This window comes from Enterobacter cloacae complex sp. SHL001 (genome assembly GCF_049236825.1).
In the GTDB taxonomy this organism is placed as follows: domain Bacteria; phylum Pseudomonadota; class Gammaproteobacteria; order Enterobacterales; family Enterobacteriaceae; genus Enterobacter; species Enterobacter hormaechei_C.
On record NZ_JBMKIP010000006.1, the window covers coordinates 114,316 to 130,943 of the forward strand.

The 16,628-nt window shown below is 53.9% G+C and carries 15 protein-coding genes; 3 read left to right on the forward strand and 12 right to left on the reverse strand.

Translation table 11 applies throughout. The features are described from left to right. Positions 1-50: 50 nt before the first annotated feature. From ACOTYH_RS17010 to ACOTYH_RS17065, 12 genes are all read right to left on the reverse strand, one after another. Entirely contained in the window at positions 51-1,301 is a 1,251-nt protein-coding gene (locus ACOTYH_RS17010; RefSeq protein WP_017693988.1) for an HlyD family secretion protein, read from the reverse strand. Positions 1,302-1,307: 6 nt separating this feature from the next. Next, complete coding sequence (locus ACOTYH_RS17015; RefSeq protein WP_086626619.1) at positions 1,308-2,057, reverse strand: hypothetical protein; 750 nt, start codon at positions 2,055-2,057, stop codon at positions 1,308-1,310. Continuing rightward, a complete protein-coding gene (locus ACOTYH_RS17020) occupies positions 2,054-4,150 on the reverse strand; it encodes a peptidase domain-containing ABC transporter (RefSeq protein ID WP_033487010.1) in 2,097 nt (698 codons plus the stop codon). The genes ACOTYH_RS17015 and ACOTYH_RS17020 overlap by 4 nt, the downstream gene beginning before the upstream one ends. Before the next feature lie 67 nt (positions 4,151-4,217). Further along, positions 4,218-4,403: a hypothetical protein gene (locus tag ACOTYH_RS17025; RefSeq protein WP_001196016.1), complete on the reverse strand. Its 186-nt coding sequence runs from the start codon at positions 4,401-4,403 to the stop codon at positions 4,218-4,220. 23 nt (positions 4,404-4,426) lie between these two features. Continuing rightward, complete coding sequence (locus ACOTYH_RS17030) at positions 4,427-4,621, reverse strand: hypothetical protein (RefSeq protein ID WP_013094846.1); 195 nt, start codon at positions 4,619-4,621, stop codon at positions 4,427-4,429. Between the two features lie 73 nt (positions 4,622-4,694). Further along, positions 4,695-5,348 carry a hypothetical protein gene (locus tag ACOTYH_RS17035; protein WP_006812468.1) on the reverse strand — a complete coding sequence of 218 codons (654 nt, stop codon included), beginning with the start codon at positions 5,346-5,348 and terminating at the stop codon, positions 4,695-4,697. A 6-nt stretch (positions 5,349-5,354) separates the two neighbouring features. After that, positions 5,355-6,953 carry a hypothetical protein gene (locus tag ACOTYH_RS17040; protein WP_032672168.1) on the reverse strand — a complete coding sequence of 533 codons (1,599 nt, stop codon included), beginning with the start codon at positions 6,951-6,953 and terminating at the stop codon, positions 5,355-5,357. Then, entirely contained in the window at positions 6,931-9,531 is a 2,601-nt protein-coding gene (locus ACOTYH_RS17045; protein ID WP_047062541.1) for a CS1-pili formation C-terminal domain-containing protein, read from the reverse strand. The genes ACOTYH_RS17040 and ACOTYH_RS17045 overlap by 23 nt, the downstream gene beginning before the upstream one ends. Before the next feature lie 6 nt (positions 9,532-9,537). Next, a complete protein-coding gene (locus ACOTYH_RS17050) occupies positions 9,538-10,215 on the reverse strand; it encodes a pilus assembly protein (RefSeq protein WP_015570085.1) in 678 nt (225 codons plus the stop codon). A 45-nt stretch (positions 10,216-10,260) separates the two neighbouring features. Further along, positions 10,261-10,884: a common pilus major fimbrillin subunit EcpA gene (locus ACOTYH_RS17055; protein ID WP_003860995.1), complete on the reverse strand. Its 624-nt coding sequence runs from the start codon at positions 10,882-10,884 to the stop codon at positions 10,261-10,263. Between the two features lie 227 nt (positions 10,885-11,111). Beyond that, positions 11,112-11,582: a hypothetical protein gene (locus ACOTYH_RS17060; RefSeq protein ID WP_163371352.1), complete on the reverse strand. Its 471-nt coding sequence runs from the start codon at positions 11,580-11,582 to the stop codon at positions 11,112-11,114. Positions 11,583-11,600: 18 nt separating this feature from the next. Beyond that, the gene (locus ACOTYH_RS17065) at positions 11,601-12,413 is read right to left on the reverse strand and encodes a winged helix-turn-helix domain-containing protein (RefSeq protein WP_015570087.1); all 813 of its coding nucleotides are present in this window, start codon (positions 12,411-12,413) and stop codon (positions 11,601-11,603) included. A 374-nt stretch (positions 12,414-12,787) separates the two neighbouring features. Between ACOTYH_RS17065 and ACOTYH_RS17070 the strand changes: the two genes are divergently transcribed. Genes ACOTYH_RS17070 through ACOTYH_RS17080 form a run of 3 tightly spaced genes read left to right on the forward strand, consistent with a single transcriptional unit; the run spans position 12,788 to position 16,625 of the window. Next, entirely contained in the window at positions 12,788-13,372 is a 585-nt protein-coding gene (locus ACOTYH_RS17070) for a fimbrial protein (protein WP_017383657.1), read from the forward strand. A 52-nt stretch (positions 13,373-13,424) separates the two neighbouring features. Further along, complete coding sequence (locus tag ACOTYH_RS17075; RefSeq protein WP_015570089.1) at positions 13,425-14,117, forward strand: fimbrial biogenesis chaperone; 693 nt, start codon at positions 13,425-13,427, stop codon at positions 14,115-14,117. 15 nt (positions 14,118-14,132) lie between these two features. Further along, complete coding sequence (locus ACOTYH_RS17080; RefSeq protein WP_032668887.1) at positions 14,133-16,625, forward strand: fimbria/pilus outer membrane usher protein; 2,493 nt, start codon at positions 14,133-14,135, stop codon at positions 16,623-16,625. Positions 16,626-16,628: the final 3 nt, after the last annotated feature.

Consider the following 16,628-nt stretch of genomic DNA (forward strand, 5'->3'; position numbering starts at 1 on the left):
TGATTAAATTCAGAAAAGTGCCTGCATAAATGCTTTAAAATGAAATCGGGTCAATCGATAAACCGCTTGCGCACCCTTTCCAGCGGCGCAATCAGCAGATTGATGAGCGGCTTACGATCGATAACGATATCGGCGTTCACCGTCATTCCGCCCATCAGCATGCGCTTTTTCTTGTCCGGGTCGGTAAACCAGGAGGGGACGCGCACTTTAGCCAGGTAGTAGTTCTGCCCTTCCTGGAGCGGGATCAGCGCCGAATGGGCATCAATGTTTACCTCATAGAAATCGGACAGCGTTGCCTCCACGGAACCGTACTTGTCCACGGGCCACGAGTCGAAGCGCAGCTTGACCTTATCGCCTTTCGCCACGCGCCCCACCCCCGTTGCCGGAACATACAGGTACCCCTCCATCGTCGCCGCGGTATTTTTACGGATCACCACCACCACCTCGCTATTTTGCGTAATGGCCCGGCCAGGCGGGAAGTTAATCGCCACCACGTAACCGTCGGAAGGGGCCAGCATCGCCATGGTGGAACTTCCCCGGCTGGACAGGTTGCGGTCAATTTCGCTGATGCGGTTTTTCACATACAGCTGCTCTTCGCTCAGAGAGTCAATTTGCGACTGGGTGCTGTCGGTCAGGCTGGTTTTTCGTGCCTCAAGCTCAAGAATAGTGCTCTCCTCCAGCGTCAGGTTGAGCTGCGCATTGAGCACATCGTTGTGGCTTTTATCGAGATCCACTTTGGAGACATAGCCCTTCCCGGAGACGGATTTCCACGCCTCGTAGGTGTCGGTGCTGTTTTTTAACAGCGCGCGCAGCTTCTTCACCTTATCGCGGGAAACGGCGATCTGCTTGTCGGTGAGAGCCAGCTGCTGCGCCAGATTTTTGCGATACGACGCAATCGAGTCCTCAATGGCCTGGATGCGCTGCTCGCTGCGCTTCTTCTCCGCTTCCATCTGCTGGCGGTCAAACTGCACCACCGAGCCCTGCTTGCCGCCATAGTCCTGCGACACGGTGAACAGCGGATCGTTTTCCTTCACGTACTGGCCCGGCCGTACGGCAAAATCCACAAGCGTACCGGACTCCCGGGCGCGCACTTCGACATCGCCCTGCGCCGGGATCAGCACCCCGCGTGCCAGCGTGGTTTCCGAAAAGTTAAAGACAATCGCAAAGACCAGCAGGCAGAGAAAAAAGGTGATGAACAAGGTCAGCACGGCTTTCAGCCGTGGCGCGTTGATGTGATAGCTTTTTGAGAAATGATGCGGGATCAGCGCCCGCCGCTGTCGGCTTCGGTTTTTTAATTTCACGATATGTCATCCATGATAAATCACTGAAAGATCGTCCCATGCACTCCAGAGCGTGGGGGTTTTGCGCAGCGCGTTCAGCGTGTCGGCGGCGGCCTGACGGTAATCCTCTGGCGCATACGCCTGACTCTCCAGCCCAAACTCCGCCGTGTGCAGCGAACAGATCGGCAGCAGCGTTAGGACGCTGTAGCCATAGCGCGATAAAAACCGCGTTGAGACGTCCGTTAACCACGCCTTTTGATCCCCAGCCTGGGTGGAGAACAGCGGCGCATCCGGCAGGCGTTCGTCCATCAGCAGCACCGTCACCAGGCGGTGAGGGGCGAAAAACGAGCTGGCGCGTCGGCCTTCGTGCGCGGCCATTAGCTTATGCAGCGCAGTGTGACGGGTAATAAACTGAAAGCGCACATCGGCTGGCGCGGTGGCGAGCAGCGCATCCACGATCAGACCAAAGCCCGCCCAGCGCATTCCCAGAAGCAGGGTGCGAGATGAACTGTAAAACGCCTGCTCCTGCGTCCACTGCGCCACGTACGCGTGCAGATCGAAGCGGACGTTGCGCGCCCAAAGCGCGGGCGGGAAGATCTGCTCCACGAAGTTAAACCCGCTCAGCTCATGGGCGTTCTGATGCAGAAAATCAGCCGGGACATCGGCCTCCGGGCAGCGCATAAACTGGCTGTAGTTTTGCGTGATCCGGTTTGCCAGCAGCGTGCGCCCGGCCTGGCGCGCGCAGAGGCGCGCATAGAGACGCGGCAGAAACATCATTGCTCATTCTCCCGCAGGGTGCCATTTTCCATGGTATAGAGACGCCCCTGACAGCCCACCACGTCCGGCGAGTGGGTAACAAACACCAGGCCAATCCCCAGGCTACGCAGGTTCGCCAGCACTTTCTGCGCGGTCGTTTTATCCAGGTTCGCCGTCACTTCGTCACAGAGCAGAAGCTTAGGCTGGCTGTACAGGGCGCGCGCCAGAACCAGACGCTGCATCTCCCCGGCAGAGAAAAAGGTGTTCCCCGGCAGCATCTCCGTTTCGTAGCCGTGCGGCAGCCTGGCGACGACGTGGTCCACCTCCGCCAGCCGACACGCGGCAATGACCTGCTCTTTATCCGGTGCGCTGTCAAAGCAGGCGATGTTGTCCAGAATCGAGCCGGTGAAGAGAATATCGTCCGCATGGACGATGCGGATGTGCTGACGCAGCGAGGAAAGATCGCACTCCTCAATGGGGATCTTATTGATCCGCAGCGTGCCAGACGATGACAGCAACATGCCGGAGATCAGACGCAGCAGCGTGGTTTTTCCCGACCCGCTCTGGCCCACAATCACCGCTTCTTCGCCCTGCTTCAGGGTCATATTGATATGCTGTAGCGTGGCCTCCCGGCCAGGATAGGCAAATGAGACATCCTCAAATTGCAGACAGACCGGCGAGGTGACAATCCGCTTCCCAAACTGGCTGGTTTCAGAGGGGGCAAACAGCAGGTCGCCCACGCGATCCAGCGGCCCCTTGAGGGCATTTTTGTCCAGCAGCTTCTGCGCCACCTGCACCATGGCATCGGAAAAATAGCGCTTATAGCTGATATAGGCGTAAAGCATCCCGATGCTCATCTGCCCTTCCAGGATCAGCCACGCGCCAAAGCAGACCACCAGCAGCTGCTCGGCATTGATCACCAGCAGCGAAGCCACGTCAAAGCGGGCCAGCAGCCGCTCTTTACGCATCAGCCCGGCGATGTGTTCGCGCTGGGATTTATCCATCACCGCATCCCGGGCCTGCTCCATATTGTTCGCTTTGAGCGTAATGATCCCTTTCTGCGTCTCCACCAGCAGGGATTCATACTGGGCGGTGCGCTCGATGGAGTCATCCACCGCGCGTTGATAGGGGCCGATCAGCGAAAAGCGGATCAGGAAAAACACGCCCATCAGCAGCATCGTCAGCAGCGCAATTTTGACGTTATACAGCAGCATAAACAGCAGGCTGGTGACGGCGATCAGGCTGGAAAAGAGAATTTGCACGTAACCATTGCTGATGAACTCCGCGCAGGCGTGGAGCGATTTTTCAATGGCCAGCACGATGCCCGGCGGGCGCGAGCGGAACCAGCTGGTCTGGGTGCGCAGCATGTAGTGGCGCACGGACTGGCTTAAATCGTCATAGGCAATGTTACGCATCAGGATCTCAAGCAGCTGCTTGAGGAATTTACCGATGACTTCAAAGATAAAGACGATAGCGAAGATCGCGGTGAGCAGGATCACCAGATCGCTGTCGCTGCGGGAAATGGCCTCATCCATAATCAGCTGCACGTAGGTGGGGCTTGCCAGCATGGTGATGAGGGTAAAAATACAGAGCACAAACAGCAGCAGCTGGCGCTGGAACAGGCTCGGGGATTTATTGGCTAACCGGCCAAGCGTGAGCTTTTCATCCGGGGATTTCTTTTTGAAGCACGGCGTGGGCTTAAGCTCAAGAACATAGCCGGAAAAGAGTTTTTCCGCCTCTTTCAGACGGTAACGACGCACGCCGCTGGCGGGGTCGTGAACGGTCACGCTGCGGCTGTCGATCTTCACGATGACCACGAAATGGTTGCCGCGCCAGAAGGCGATGAGCGGCAGCTCAGACGTTTCTATTTCAGTGATTTCGCCTTTAAGCACCCGGCCAGACATATTTTTATCGCTGGCAAGGGTCATCAATTCCGCCATTGAGGTTCCCGCATCGGCGGAAACGGAAATCTCCCGGCGCAGCTGGCTGACGGAGACATGGTGGTCGTAGTGCCCCAACACCATCGCCAGGCAGGCCAGTCCACATTCGGTAAATTCATGCTGGCGAATAACAGGGGTCTTACCCTGTTTTTTATACTGAAAGAGCGAAAACATAATGATCCGTGGCTGAAATAAAAAAATGGCCCGGCAATGCGGGCCATGCGTACAACGTGCTTCTCGCTTAGGCGCTGAAGAAACCGCCGATGAAGCCGCCCACCAGGCCGAACACGCCGCCGATGGTGCCGCCCAGCGCGCCTAACATCTGGCTGCCCGCGTTATAGCCCGCGCTTGCGCCCTGAATAGCGGCAGCAAACGGATCCCAACCACCGATGATGGCCTGTGCTTTTTTGAAATCGATAACTTGCATGAGTCTTTTCCTGTTAACGTGAATTAGTTGTAGCTACCAACCAGCGCACCCAGGAAGCCCATTGCGCCACCCAGAATTCCGCCAACCACACCGCCAACCATGCCCATGATGCTTGCGCCGGTGTCGTAACCCAGCTGTGCACCTTTAACCAGACCAGCGAACGGGTTTAACGCGCCACCGATAATGTCTTTCGCTTCTACGAATGAAATCGCTTTCATTTTTATCTCCTGTAGTGATGGATCTTTAGCATGATGCTAAAGGCTAATTTCCTTTTATGAAGGAAAGCGGTTGCTACGGGCAGGTGGTAAGCGGAATGATTTTATTGCCATAAATAATCATCCGCCTTGCAGCCTGCCCGGCATTATCTATTTCCAGCCGTTGCCCCGGCGGAATATATTTTGAATTGTTGTATTGCGTACTGCACCCGACCGAGGAAACATATTTAAAATAGGTATTCCCGGTATTACTCACCACCCCGTTGCTAAACGCATAATCAAAATGTCGTGTCCATGGACGGACAATCAAAATAGCCTCAAGCGAGACCACCACATCCGACTGGATGCGCTGGCCTTTGCGCGTGATAACCTTTGCCTGGAGCGGCGTCTCGGTGAATTTTACGCGATAGTATCGCTCTTTGTTGTCATGCGGGCCGGTATAATAAAATTTAAAACCCGCGCGTTCACCGCTCCCCAGCGTTAATTGCTTAGGCGAATACATGACTTCGCCATCTTTTATTTCGGTTTCTTTTCCCTTCTCTTTAGGAACGTCTACCTGAATAAGCGAAACGGTATAATTCTGACGCTCGCTGGTATCGTTTTTTATCGGCTGAAAAACAACTTCTCTTTCGGGAAGAAAATCAATATTCAGACTTTCGATAATTAAAGCATTTGCCCCTGTGGAAATGAAGCAATTTATTGCAAAAATAGCCAGGAATTTTCCAGTCATGGTTGATTAATTCCAGGATGCGCTAACATCTATTCTTCCCTGCGCGGTCACTTCGCCAAACCAGCTATTTCCGTCATAGGTGGTTTTCGATACCGGATTATCCATAACGAACTGGAGGATCAGCGGTGTTTTCCAGAGCCACATATCGGTCACGCCGGAACTCATTTTGTCCCACTCTTCCGCATGGGTGGCCGGCGCCGGGATCGACAGTACTTCGCCTTTACAGTTGTGCGCCATCAGCGTCTGGCTTTTCCCCACCAGCACGTTGCCCGGAATGGGAACCGTGAAGCCGTTGCCGCTAAAGGCGCAGTAGTCCACCCCATTCAGGCTTTGGGTAGGCCCGGTTACTTTTACCGTGACCGCAATCGCCGCATCTTTTTGCGCCCCGCTGTAGGTGATGGTGTAGGGGATCTCAATGGGCGCTTCGCCGATAATACCTTTCCCGGAGCCGCCCAGACCGTCAGGATCGAGGGTGTAATCCGGGTTGTCTGGCACAATCTCCAGCCCGGGCTCGATAGGGTTAATCACCAGGCCGCCCCCCGGCTGGAAGCAGAAATCCGCTGCCAGCGAGCTGTTGCCGGGCGTCAGACACAGGCTGACGATATTGCCAATGTTGCTGCCGTCCCCCGCCTGCGCCACGCTCAGAATTAACGCTTTCGGCAAAAAGATTTTAAGGGACGCTTTGCCGCCGTTTTTCTGCGGCGCTGCAAGGAAGGTGTTCGCCAGGACACGCGTATCGCTCAGGATACCGCCGGAGATACTGTACCAGGTGTTTTCATCGAAGGTCAGCTCGGCGGCAAGCCCGGTGCCGCCGCTCATGTGCGATTGCAGCACGCTGTTGACGCGGGAAGAGGTGAGCGCCAGCCCCCCGTTGTAACCGGAGATATCCTCCCCAACAAACGTGTATTCGAGCAGGTCGCACAGGACGCCAGAGACCGTGTTGCGGGTGTATTTGGTGCAGGTGGCCCCCGTTGATCCATCGACAATCGTCACCTCACCGCTGATCGGGTCAATCCCCAGGTTAAGCGCCCTGGCGTTGGTCATGGTCAGCGTGCCCACCTTGTGAAGCGTATTGGTGGTGGTCACTTTGTTGATGGAGCTGATTTGCGGCGTGGAGGTGATGGTCACTTCATCCCCTGGCGCGGCGTTGAGCAGATAGTTAAAGAACGGATCGCCCAGTACCCAGCGCCCGTATGACGTGCCGGGCTCCATCACCGGCGGCTTAACCACCATCGACGTGTCGGTATAGCTGGTCGTCGGGGTGTACCCCGTGTTGCCGCAGGACGAGGAACACGCCGTCCCTTTGAAGAACGGAGAGGCGCTGGAACCGGTCACCGAAAAGTCGATGGTCAGCGCGCTGCCTGCCGGACCGCTGTAGCTGTTGTCCGGGATGTAAGTGGCAATACCGTTATTCGTTTTCGCACTCAGGGTCGGCCACTCGCGCGAACCGTGTAAAAACGCGGTCGACGTGCTGTTCAGACTAAACAGCCCCGCGCTGTTTCCCGTACCGTTATTGTCCGGGTTATTAATGGCTAAATAGGGCAGCTCCTGCGCCTGGGCCGCCGCGCTCATCAGCAGTAAATTAAGAGCGAATATCTTTTTCATCGTCACGTTCCTGCGTTCCTTTTGCTTCCTGCCAGACGAAATCGCCTTTGTCGCAGGAGATGTCCCCGAGCCACAGCGCACCGCGGTTAGACTCGATGTCCAGGCGCACTTCGCAGACGCTGTCGTCCGGCGTGGCGATACTCAGGACAGGGTTGTTCTTATCAACGTCGATCACGAAGCGTCCGTCGTTTTCCGTCCGGGTCAGCCCGACGTGGTTTTTGATCTGCATGGCGCCAACCGGGGCCCCGTTTGCATCCACAAGACGACCAAACAGGGTGACGATTTTCTTCACCTGCGGCTTCATCACCACGGTATTACCCGGATAAACCGTGATATGGCGACGCGCATTCGCGCCAATCTCATAGCTTTCCGTACCGGTTTCACTGTTCATCACTTCCAGGTCATAAGCCTGGTATGCCGGCAGCGACAGCCAGGTCTTATCCCCTTTGATGCGTTCTGCCCGGCCGTTAAGCTTCAGGGTCAGCGCTTCATCAGATTTGAGACCGGTACTGACAATCACCCCTGCGCTTTCGGTGCCTTTCCCGGCGGCGATGGCCTCTTTGGACCAGCCCACGCTGCCGTCACTGGTCAGCGTGGAGTTCCAGCCTTTACTCATGCCGCTCTGGACGCTGAGGATGTTGCTGTTCCACGGCGTGTCGAAGTTCACGCTGCCGCCGCCGCTTACGCTGCGATCCTGGCGGCTGTTAAAGGCTTTCGAGACGTTGGCGGTGGCCGATTTCAGGTAATCGCCCTCAAACTGGCGGCTGGCGCTGACGTTCAGCGCTGTGCCGGTATCGCGATTGTGGGAAACGCCAACCGACACGGTATTGCCGAGCGGTATGGCGAAATCGAGCATCACGTAACGATCTTTCTCTTCGTAATACCCGTCGTATTTGTTGCGCGACATCCCCACCCGCAGGCGCGCCGTACCGTAGCGACCGGCGTATAACCCCTGGGAGTAGTCCAGCTGATAGCGTTTATAGCGATAGAGGTCGTCCTCCTGGCGCATCAGGCTCAGGTTGCCTGCCGAGGGCAGGCCGAATGACGGCAGGCTAAAGGAGGCACCCCAGGTGTTGCCCTTGCTCTCATAGATATCCAGGAACTTGCCGCTGGAGAGCTGTTCATGGGAGTACCACACCGAGCCGATCTGCCACGGCAGGCTGAGATTCGCCCCATAGTTGGCGCGATACGTTCCGTCGGAGGCGGCCATGGTCTGGGTATTCACCGAGAAATAGCCCGTCAGGTTCAGGGAGGCCCACAGCTCGCTGACGATGTGTTCCCGCATCATGTAGGTAGAGGCGTTCCAGTCGACCATCCCGCTGCGCTTGCTGAACGAGGCTCCCACCAGCGACATGGTGTCTTTATGTTTGGTGTCGTAATCGTAGTAGTAGGTGTTATCCTGCTCGTTTTTGCGTTTCGCGTATTTTTTATAATTGACGACGGATTTATCGCGGCTATACATCCCGCCCCACATCTGCCAGCGCAGCGTTTCCGACACGTTGCTGGAGAACGGTTTATTTACGGTGTACATGCTGCGCGACACGGTGCGGCTTCCGCTCACCACTTCAACTTCGACGCTGTAGATCCCGTAGGGCAGGCTGCTGGTGTCAATTTCATGGTTGCCGACGTCAAAGCGCTGAATGCCGATAAGCTGCCCGTCACGACGAATACGGGCCTCGCCCGCCGTGGGAAAATAGACCACCACCGGCGTCAGAGAGAGCGTGTTATCGCGCTTGCGGGAGTTGGCCTGGTTGCCCATGGAAACGCCGTAGACTTCACCGCCGGAAATCCCGCTGACGCTCGCCAGAGACTGCATCGCCCAGCCGTTCAGCATGCCCGCGGCGTAGCGCATCCCCTGATAGTCGCGCTCCCACATAACCGCGTTCATCTGGGTATCGCTGCTGTTCTCGTTGACGTAGCCAGAGCCGTCGATCAGGACATGATCGACGCCCATTGAGATCCAGTTTCTCGCGTTCAGATAGCCCGACGACCAGCTGTCACCGTAGCCGCTCTCGGTGTGATACGCTCCGAGGTTGTAGGAGAAAGTGCCGCTCAGGTCGTCAGACTCCGGCGCATCAATGTCCACCTCACGCGGGCGAATATTCACCCCGTAGTCGCTCTGCGACAGATTCAGCAACAGGCGCATTTTTTTCTGATCCAGTTCGAACGCCGAACCCGCGCTAACCGGAATACGCATCTGGTCATCAAACTGCTTATCGTTAATGCTTTGCAGTAACGCCCGCATCTCTTTTGACAGACGAATGCCGTTATCAGACTCCTGGACCTGAACATCCCTCAGCCCCAGCTTCAGATCTTTTGCAAAGAGCGTCACGTCACCGATACGAACATATTCGCTCGCCGTGCCTTCGTGGTTCCCTTGTTGTGCTGAGTGTGGACGCGTATTCACCAGATAGACGGGAATTTTGATCCCCTGCTCCAGCAGTGCATAAAGCGAGTCGGGAAAACGGTAATTAGCGATAACCACGGAGCTTGAGGCTGCATGCGCAAGCGCAAGCGCGGGCAGCGTGCCGGATGCGCAAGCCATCATCACCGGCAACACTAATTTATTTTTCACCATGCATCCTTACTTAACAGGAATGAACTGTTTCAGGTCCCATATTCCGAGATGAAAATGGTTATCCGTAACGTTGATATCCTCGATAGCGCGCGAGGTCTCTGGCATCAGGTAGAAGTTTTTGCTACACGGCGTGCCGGGGGATTCCGGATTAGGCTTCAGGCAGGTCCCGGTCGCATTGACGCGAAACGAGGTGTTCCCTTTATTGGTTATTTTTCCCGCCACATAGACGAAATCAATCTTCTTATCCCGGGGCTGAACCACCAGAATGGTGCTCACCACCGCACGCGTCATCCCGGTGCCGTTTTTTGGCGAACCGCTGTCCACCTCTTCGCTTACCCCTTCATCCGTGAAGGTAATGCGGTAGTAACGCTCTTTGTTATCGGCGTTCCCGTGATAGTAAAATTTGACGATATTGCTGGTACCGGCGGGCATCACCATGCGCGTGGGCGTCAGCAACAGTTCGTCCACTTTCTCCGGATTAATGACGATCCCTTCATCCATTGGGCTGCTGATCCGCTGTGCGCGAACAGAAACAATACGCACGCTGTCTGCTTCGTTTTTTATTTCCTTGGCGGTGGAGTCAGCATCCGCAGAAATAATGGTGGTGACTTTTCCCACATTAATGGCCAGCGCGGAGGAAGAGATAAATAATAAAAATAAGAAGGTGGATTTGAGGTTAAACATGCTATTTCCCTAAACAGGGGCTTGCGCCCCTGGATCGATCAGGCCTTAGCCCCAGGTTGCGCGGAACGCAACAGACACGGTCCCTTCCCACAGGCTGTTGGTCAGGTCTTTGAACTCTTTCGCAGTACCCGCGTTGTCCTGAGCGGAGTCAACGTAGAAGACGAATTTGTCCTGGCCGGTAATTTCGGTATCTGCCGCCGCGCCTGCGCTGGTGGTCAGGTTCCACAGGCCAGAAGAGACGCCGGTGTTAGAAGAAGAATCAACCAGCGTGGTCCATGCGGTCGATTTCGCCCCCACGGTGCCACCGATAGAGCCCAGGTCGTTACCGCCCCAACGCGCACCCACTTTCAGCTTGGTCGCTTCACCACCCACGCTGAACAGCGTGTTGTTTGAATCGTCGAGGATAGCTTCGAGTTTGAAGCTGGTCGCCGTAGAGTGATCGCCACGGATAGCCACATCAAACAGACCGGTATCGGTGTTGAAAGATTTGGTATTGGCGCTGTAAACGAAGTTCAAAGCACGCGTTGGCGTAACAACCAGATCGGATTCGCTGTCTTTGGTCGCGGTTGCCTGCCAGGTGGCAGAAGCCGTCGTTTCAGCTGCATTAACTGCGCTCAGGGCAGAAACAGACAGCAGGGAGCCCAGAACGATAGCGTTCAGTTTGTTCATTTATTTAGTCCTTCAAAAAAGAATCCACGTGTATAAAAAGGGGAGCCCCTTTTTCGAGGCGGAGTATAGACAGCCGCAAAATAACGAGGCAATACAGAAAAATTCACTCGACGGAGAGTAACAATAAAAATATAAATAAATTTCTCGTATCTTATTGTTACGTATTGAGTAAATTACTCAATTTCCCGAGTAATAGATAAATATCGATTTTTCAATAAAGAGAAATATCAGGACGTCGGGACAGCTACACACATCATTACAGGCAACACCAGCCCCTTAATTAACCACGCATGTTTTTTTACGCTGGTAATATAGAAGAAGTTGATATTATCAAGTAACATTTCGTTTACAACGCCATCCGGCGCCGCATCATCTTCAGATTTATTCAGCTTTTTATCCTTAATATAAAAGATATTGCTGCCGTCGACCTTTTCCACGCTGAGCGTGTAATTTCTGTCAATCAGGTAGCTTTTGCCCTCTTTCTTGAGTACGCCTTTATGAATAACCGTCACAACATCTTTGTTGTTAAACAGGAAAAGCGTGGTTAGCGACATATCGGTTGACTCACCCGTGGAATAGGTTTTCCAGGAAATGGTATCTGACTGGCAGCCAAACCCCTCATCCTGCGTTCTGATAAAATAGACCCATAACAACGCGATGACAGACAGCGCCAGTACGATACTGAACAGTACACTCATTTTAGTCCTTGACATATTTTAACTCCCGGTCAGGCTTCTGTAAGAAATGCAGTTCTTATAATCGTCGATACTGTCCTGCTGATAACAGATGGCCAGGAAATAATTTTCTATCTGCGACTTTTTAAACCTGGAATAGTAAGCATCTGCAACCTGATGTTGACAGTCGATATGTTGACTGGCGATGACCTCTTTTACGTGATTAAAGTAGTGCTGTCGCGGCTGATACATATTCTTATCGATCAGGTATATCGTACACCTGTCCACTTTACCGAGCAGATGCATATCAGAATCTTTCAGGCTCTCGGCATAGGAATCCCGCTGGTGCAACAGTAAAACAGCGGTGCCGGTAACAATAATTAGTAATAACGTGCAGAGAGAAATAAAGAGTCTGTGCAGCGATATTATTTGTTTAGGCGGATCGGCATCTTTCTTATGCGCTAGCGTATCGAATGCTTCAGAAGCAGATTCTTCGCTAAGCGTTGAAATAACCGGCGGCCTGACCGTGTGGTGTTCAATATGCGCGGCAAGGCTAAATCCCTTGCCACGTATCGTTTTTATCAGTAAAGGGTCGCAGCCTAATGTACGAAATGCTTTTCTGATTTCACTTATGGCAACATTCAGACTCACCGAAGAACCAGAGAAACCATGATCCTCCCAGACCTTCTTTATCAGGTCGTCTCTGTCGAGTGTTTTACCATTATTGATGATAAGTTCATAAAGCAGACGACCCGCCTGGTTAGATAACTTAATGGATGACTCTTCCTCTCCATTAATCATGATCATACCGGTGTCGACTTCATAAAGCATTGTAAGATCAATGAGATACTTCATATTATTATTACGCCATTGTTAAATTTTTGTGCATTTGCCAGGCAATAATAAGTCTAAAGTTTGTGTGGTCAAGTCGCGTGATATTAATTGAGAGATGAATTCATAAAGCTTCATTAATTAACGATTATTAAAGCATTAATAAAAATCTTCGAACCAACGCATTTAGGTTAAAACATTAAAAAAAACATACTGACAAGATTATAATCTTAAACTTTAGAATTTTTTGGAATAATGTTTTGTTATGTACTTTTTTAGTGCAACATAATATCGTCAAAGCATTCTCCCGAGTCGCCATGCGTCTAGCCGGTACATCAGGGACATGTGTAGCCGATTAACATTCATTTTAAATAACACAAATCTTCATGGAGTTTATCATGTTCAAATCGATCATGACCGTATCACTGCTGGCCGCCGCTATTGCCTCTACCAGCGCAGTGGCCGCAGACAATTCGGCGGGTGGTATCATTAACTTTACCGGCGCTATTACCGATACAACCTGTACCATTAACGGCGGTAAAAGCGCGGACTTTACCGTTGCGCTTTCCCCTATTTCGGTAAAAGATGCGGGCACCACGGTTGGCCTGATCACCCGAAATAAAAAATCTATTGCGCTGACATTCTCTGGTTGCTCACCAGCAGCCGGAACGACCGGTACCCCTCTGAAAGTTTATTTCTCCAGCGCGGATAATATTTCCACTGACGGTAAATACCTGCTGAATAACAGCGTGAACGAAAGCGATGCCAGCGTGGCACGTAATGTCGGCTTTGCGTTAGTGGAGCCAGGTTCGTCTACGCCTATTACCCTGAACCAGCCTTACACGACAAATATTATGGGTACAGCGACCGCGCCAGATTCCGAAACGCTGACGCTGGACGTTTATTACTATAAAACAAACGCCGCTGCCGCCACCGTGGGCGAGTTAAGCTCCAACGTAACGTATACCATTTCCTACCTGTAATAGTGATTATTCAGGCTCTGTTTTCGCAGAGCCTGTATTTAAGGTTGCAATCATGCGCAAGGCAATTTTGCTGGCAGGCTTACTGCTAAGCACGGGTCACTCATGGGCCAATATTGTCATTAATGGCACCCGTGTCCTTTATCCTGAAAATAACAAAGAGGTGATCGTCCAGTTAATGAATACGGGCGATGCGCCGGCTCTGGTACAATCCTGGATAGATGACGGTGATATTAATTCCACGCCGGAAACAGCCAATGTGCCGTTTCTGTTGTCGCCGCCGGTGATAAAGGTTAACGAACATAATGGTCAACAGCTTCGTATTAAAAAGCTGCCGTCCAGCTTGCCTGCGGATCGCGAATCCGTCTTTTTCCTGAATGTCCTCGACATTCCGCCCAGACCTGAAAATCTGCAAAACCAGAATACCGTTCAGCTGGCGATTAAATCCCGTATCAAACTTTTTTATCGGCCCGCTGCGCTGAAAGGCACGCTGGATGACGCGGTGGCGAAACTGACGCTCGCCGCCGACGGCGATCGCTTTCGCATTACAAATAACAGTCCGTTCCATATTACGGTCGCCAATATTTCGCTGGGTAAAACGAAATTGCTCCAGGAGTCCCCGATGGTTTCCCCGTTTGGGCAGCTGACGGTCGCCGCCAAAAATACGGTTAAGCGCGGACAGACCTTCCAGCTGATGTATGTGGACGATCTTGGCGCGTATAAAACCCGGACTTTCACCAGTCAGTGATCGGAAAGACTCACCATGAAAATGAAACAAAACAGACTCTGTCTGCTGGCAGTCTGCACGCTTCTGCTTTCGCATAAATCAGGGGCCGTCTCGTTTGATCCCTCCCTGCTTGCTGGCGCATCCGGTGAGTCCGATCTGTCTCGCTTTTCCGAAAACAACGCCATGCCTGCCGGCAGTCAGGAGATGGATATCTACGTAAACGGCAGCTGGAAGGGACGTTATACCGTCATCTACGGCGAGCAGCGTGACGACATCCGCCTTGCCTGGAAAGATGCCCGGTCGCTGGGCATCAACACCACGTCCGTGCCTGCGCCCGCCATTGCGCACGGGCAGGTCCAGCTGCGCGATCTGGTTCAGGGCGGTGAAGTCAAAACCGATACCAGCACCCTGAGTCTGGCGCTTACCGTTCCGCAGGCGGCCGTGCAGCGTACTGAAGAAGGTTACATTGCCCCCCAGTTCTGGGACGAGGGGATCCCGGCGCTGATGCTCTCGTGGAACACGACCTGGTACAACACCCGCGCGAAAGGCACTGCGAAAGACACAAATGATGATTTTTATGCCGGGCTGGATTCCGGCGCCAACCTGTTCGGCTGGCAGTTTCGCGACAGCAGCGCCTGGCGGAAAACCGCCAGCGGAGAGAGTAGCTGGCAGAATAATACCCGCTACCTGCGCCGTCCCCTGGCCTCGCTGAAATCCAACCTGACGCTGGGTGACTTTTATATTCCTGGCGATCTGTTTGATTCCCTGCGCGTGCGCGGCGTGTCGCTGGCGTCGGATATGAAGATGCGCCCAAATTCACAGCAGGGTTTTTCACCGGTGGTTCACGGCGTGGCACGGACGAACGCCCTGGTGAAAGTTATCCAGAATGGCAACGTGATCTATCAGGAGAACGTGCCGCCGGGCCAGTTTACCCTCGACAGCATTCAACCTACCGGGTCCGCGGGCGATTTGCTGGTGGTGGTGCGTGAAGCGGACGGTTCACAGCAGTCCTTCACGGTGCCGTTTTCCGCCGTGCCCGGGATGCTAAAAGAAGGGGTGAGCCAGTACAGCGTAGTGGCGGGTAAAGTGCATCAGAACACGCTCGATGCCGAACCCGCATTCATGCAGGCCACGCTGCGCTACGGGTTTAATAACCTCATCACCGGGTATACCGGGACGATTATTAGCGATAACTACCAGGCCGGGCTTGTCGGTACCGGGTGGAACCTTCCGTTTGGCGCGGTTTCGTTTGATGTCACCCACGCCAAAACCACCCTACAGGATCGCACCAGCAGCGGTCAGAGTTATCGCGTGTCGTACAGCAAATTTATCGATACCACCGCCACCAACTTCACCCTGGCGGCCTATCGCTATTCCACTAAAGGCTATTACAGCTTCAGCGACGCGCTCTATTCGCGCGAAGGGTATCAGCGCCTGAGAGCGCAGTACGACGACTATGAAGATCGGTTTGGCGTTGCGCCCGACATGTCGCTAAGCACCTGGGACGCCCTGCGCGCGGCGCAGCCCAAGAATACCTTTACGCTTAACCTTAATCAGCGCCTGCTCAATAACTGGGGCACGGTGTTTGTCTCCGGCACACAGCGCGATTACTGGAACTCACAGCAAACCACGCGCGAATATCAGATGGGCTATTCCAACGCCATCGGCCGCGCCAGCTATACCCTGTCGGCCAGCCGGGTACGGAACAGGGACAGTGAAGAAGAGACGCGCCTTTACCTCTCCCTCAGCCTGCCGTTCTCGCTGTTTGATAATAATGCGTGGATCACCTCCAGCCTGACGGCCAGCGATTCGCATTACGAACAGAGCAATATCAGCATGAGCGGGAACGCGCTGGCGTCGAACCGCCTGAGCTATACCCTCTCCGGCAGTAATGCGCGTGGGGGTAAAAATGCGGCAAGCGTTAACGCCGCGTACCGTTCGAACTTCGCGACACTCGGTGGCTCTTACAGCGAATCCTCCGACTACCGCCAGACCGGGCTCAGCGGGCGCGGAAGCCTGGTGGCCTACCCGTGGCACGTTCTCGCCTCAAACGAAACCGGCACAACCATGACTATCGTCGATGCGCCAAAGGCGGAGGGACTGATGGTGAACGGCGATGAAAGCATTATGACGAACCGCGATGGCGTGGCGCTGGTCCCTTACGCCACCCCGTATCGCAAAAACGCCATTACGTTAACTGAAACGGAAAACAGCGCTGGCGCGGAGGTGATCGGCAATATGGCTAACGTGGCTCCTTACGACGGGGCGGTGAGTTATATCCGCTTCGACACCGATAAGCGCCAGTCATGGGTACTTCATGCGACGCGCACCGACGGCAAACCGCTGCCCTTTGGCACTGAAGTGCTGGATGAACACGGTGGATCTGTCGGGTATGTCGGCCAGGCCAGCGTACTGTATATCCGTGCTGAACAGCCGCCACGCGCGCTCAACGTGCATCTCCGCAGCGGAAAGTGCGAAATCTCCTCCCCGACCTGGGGGCTGAACAGCCCCTCATCGGTTTGCCATTAATTA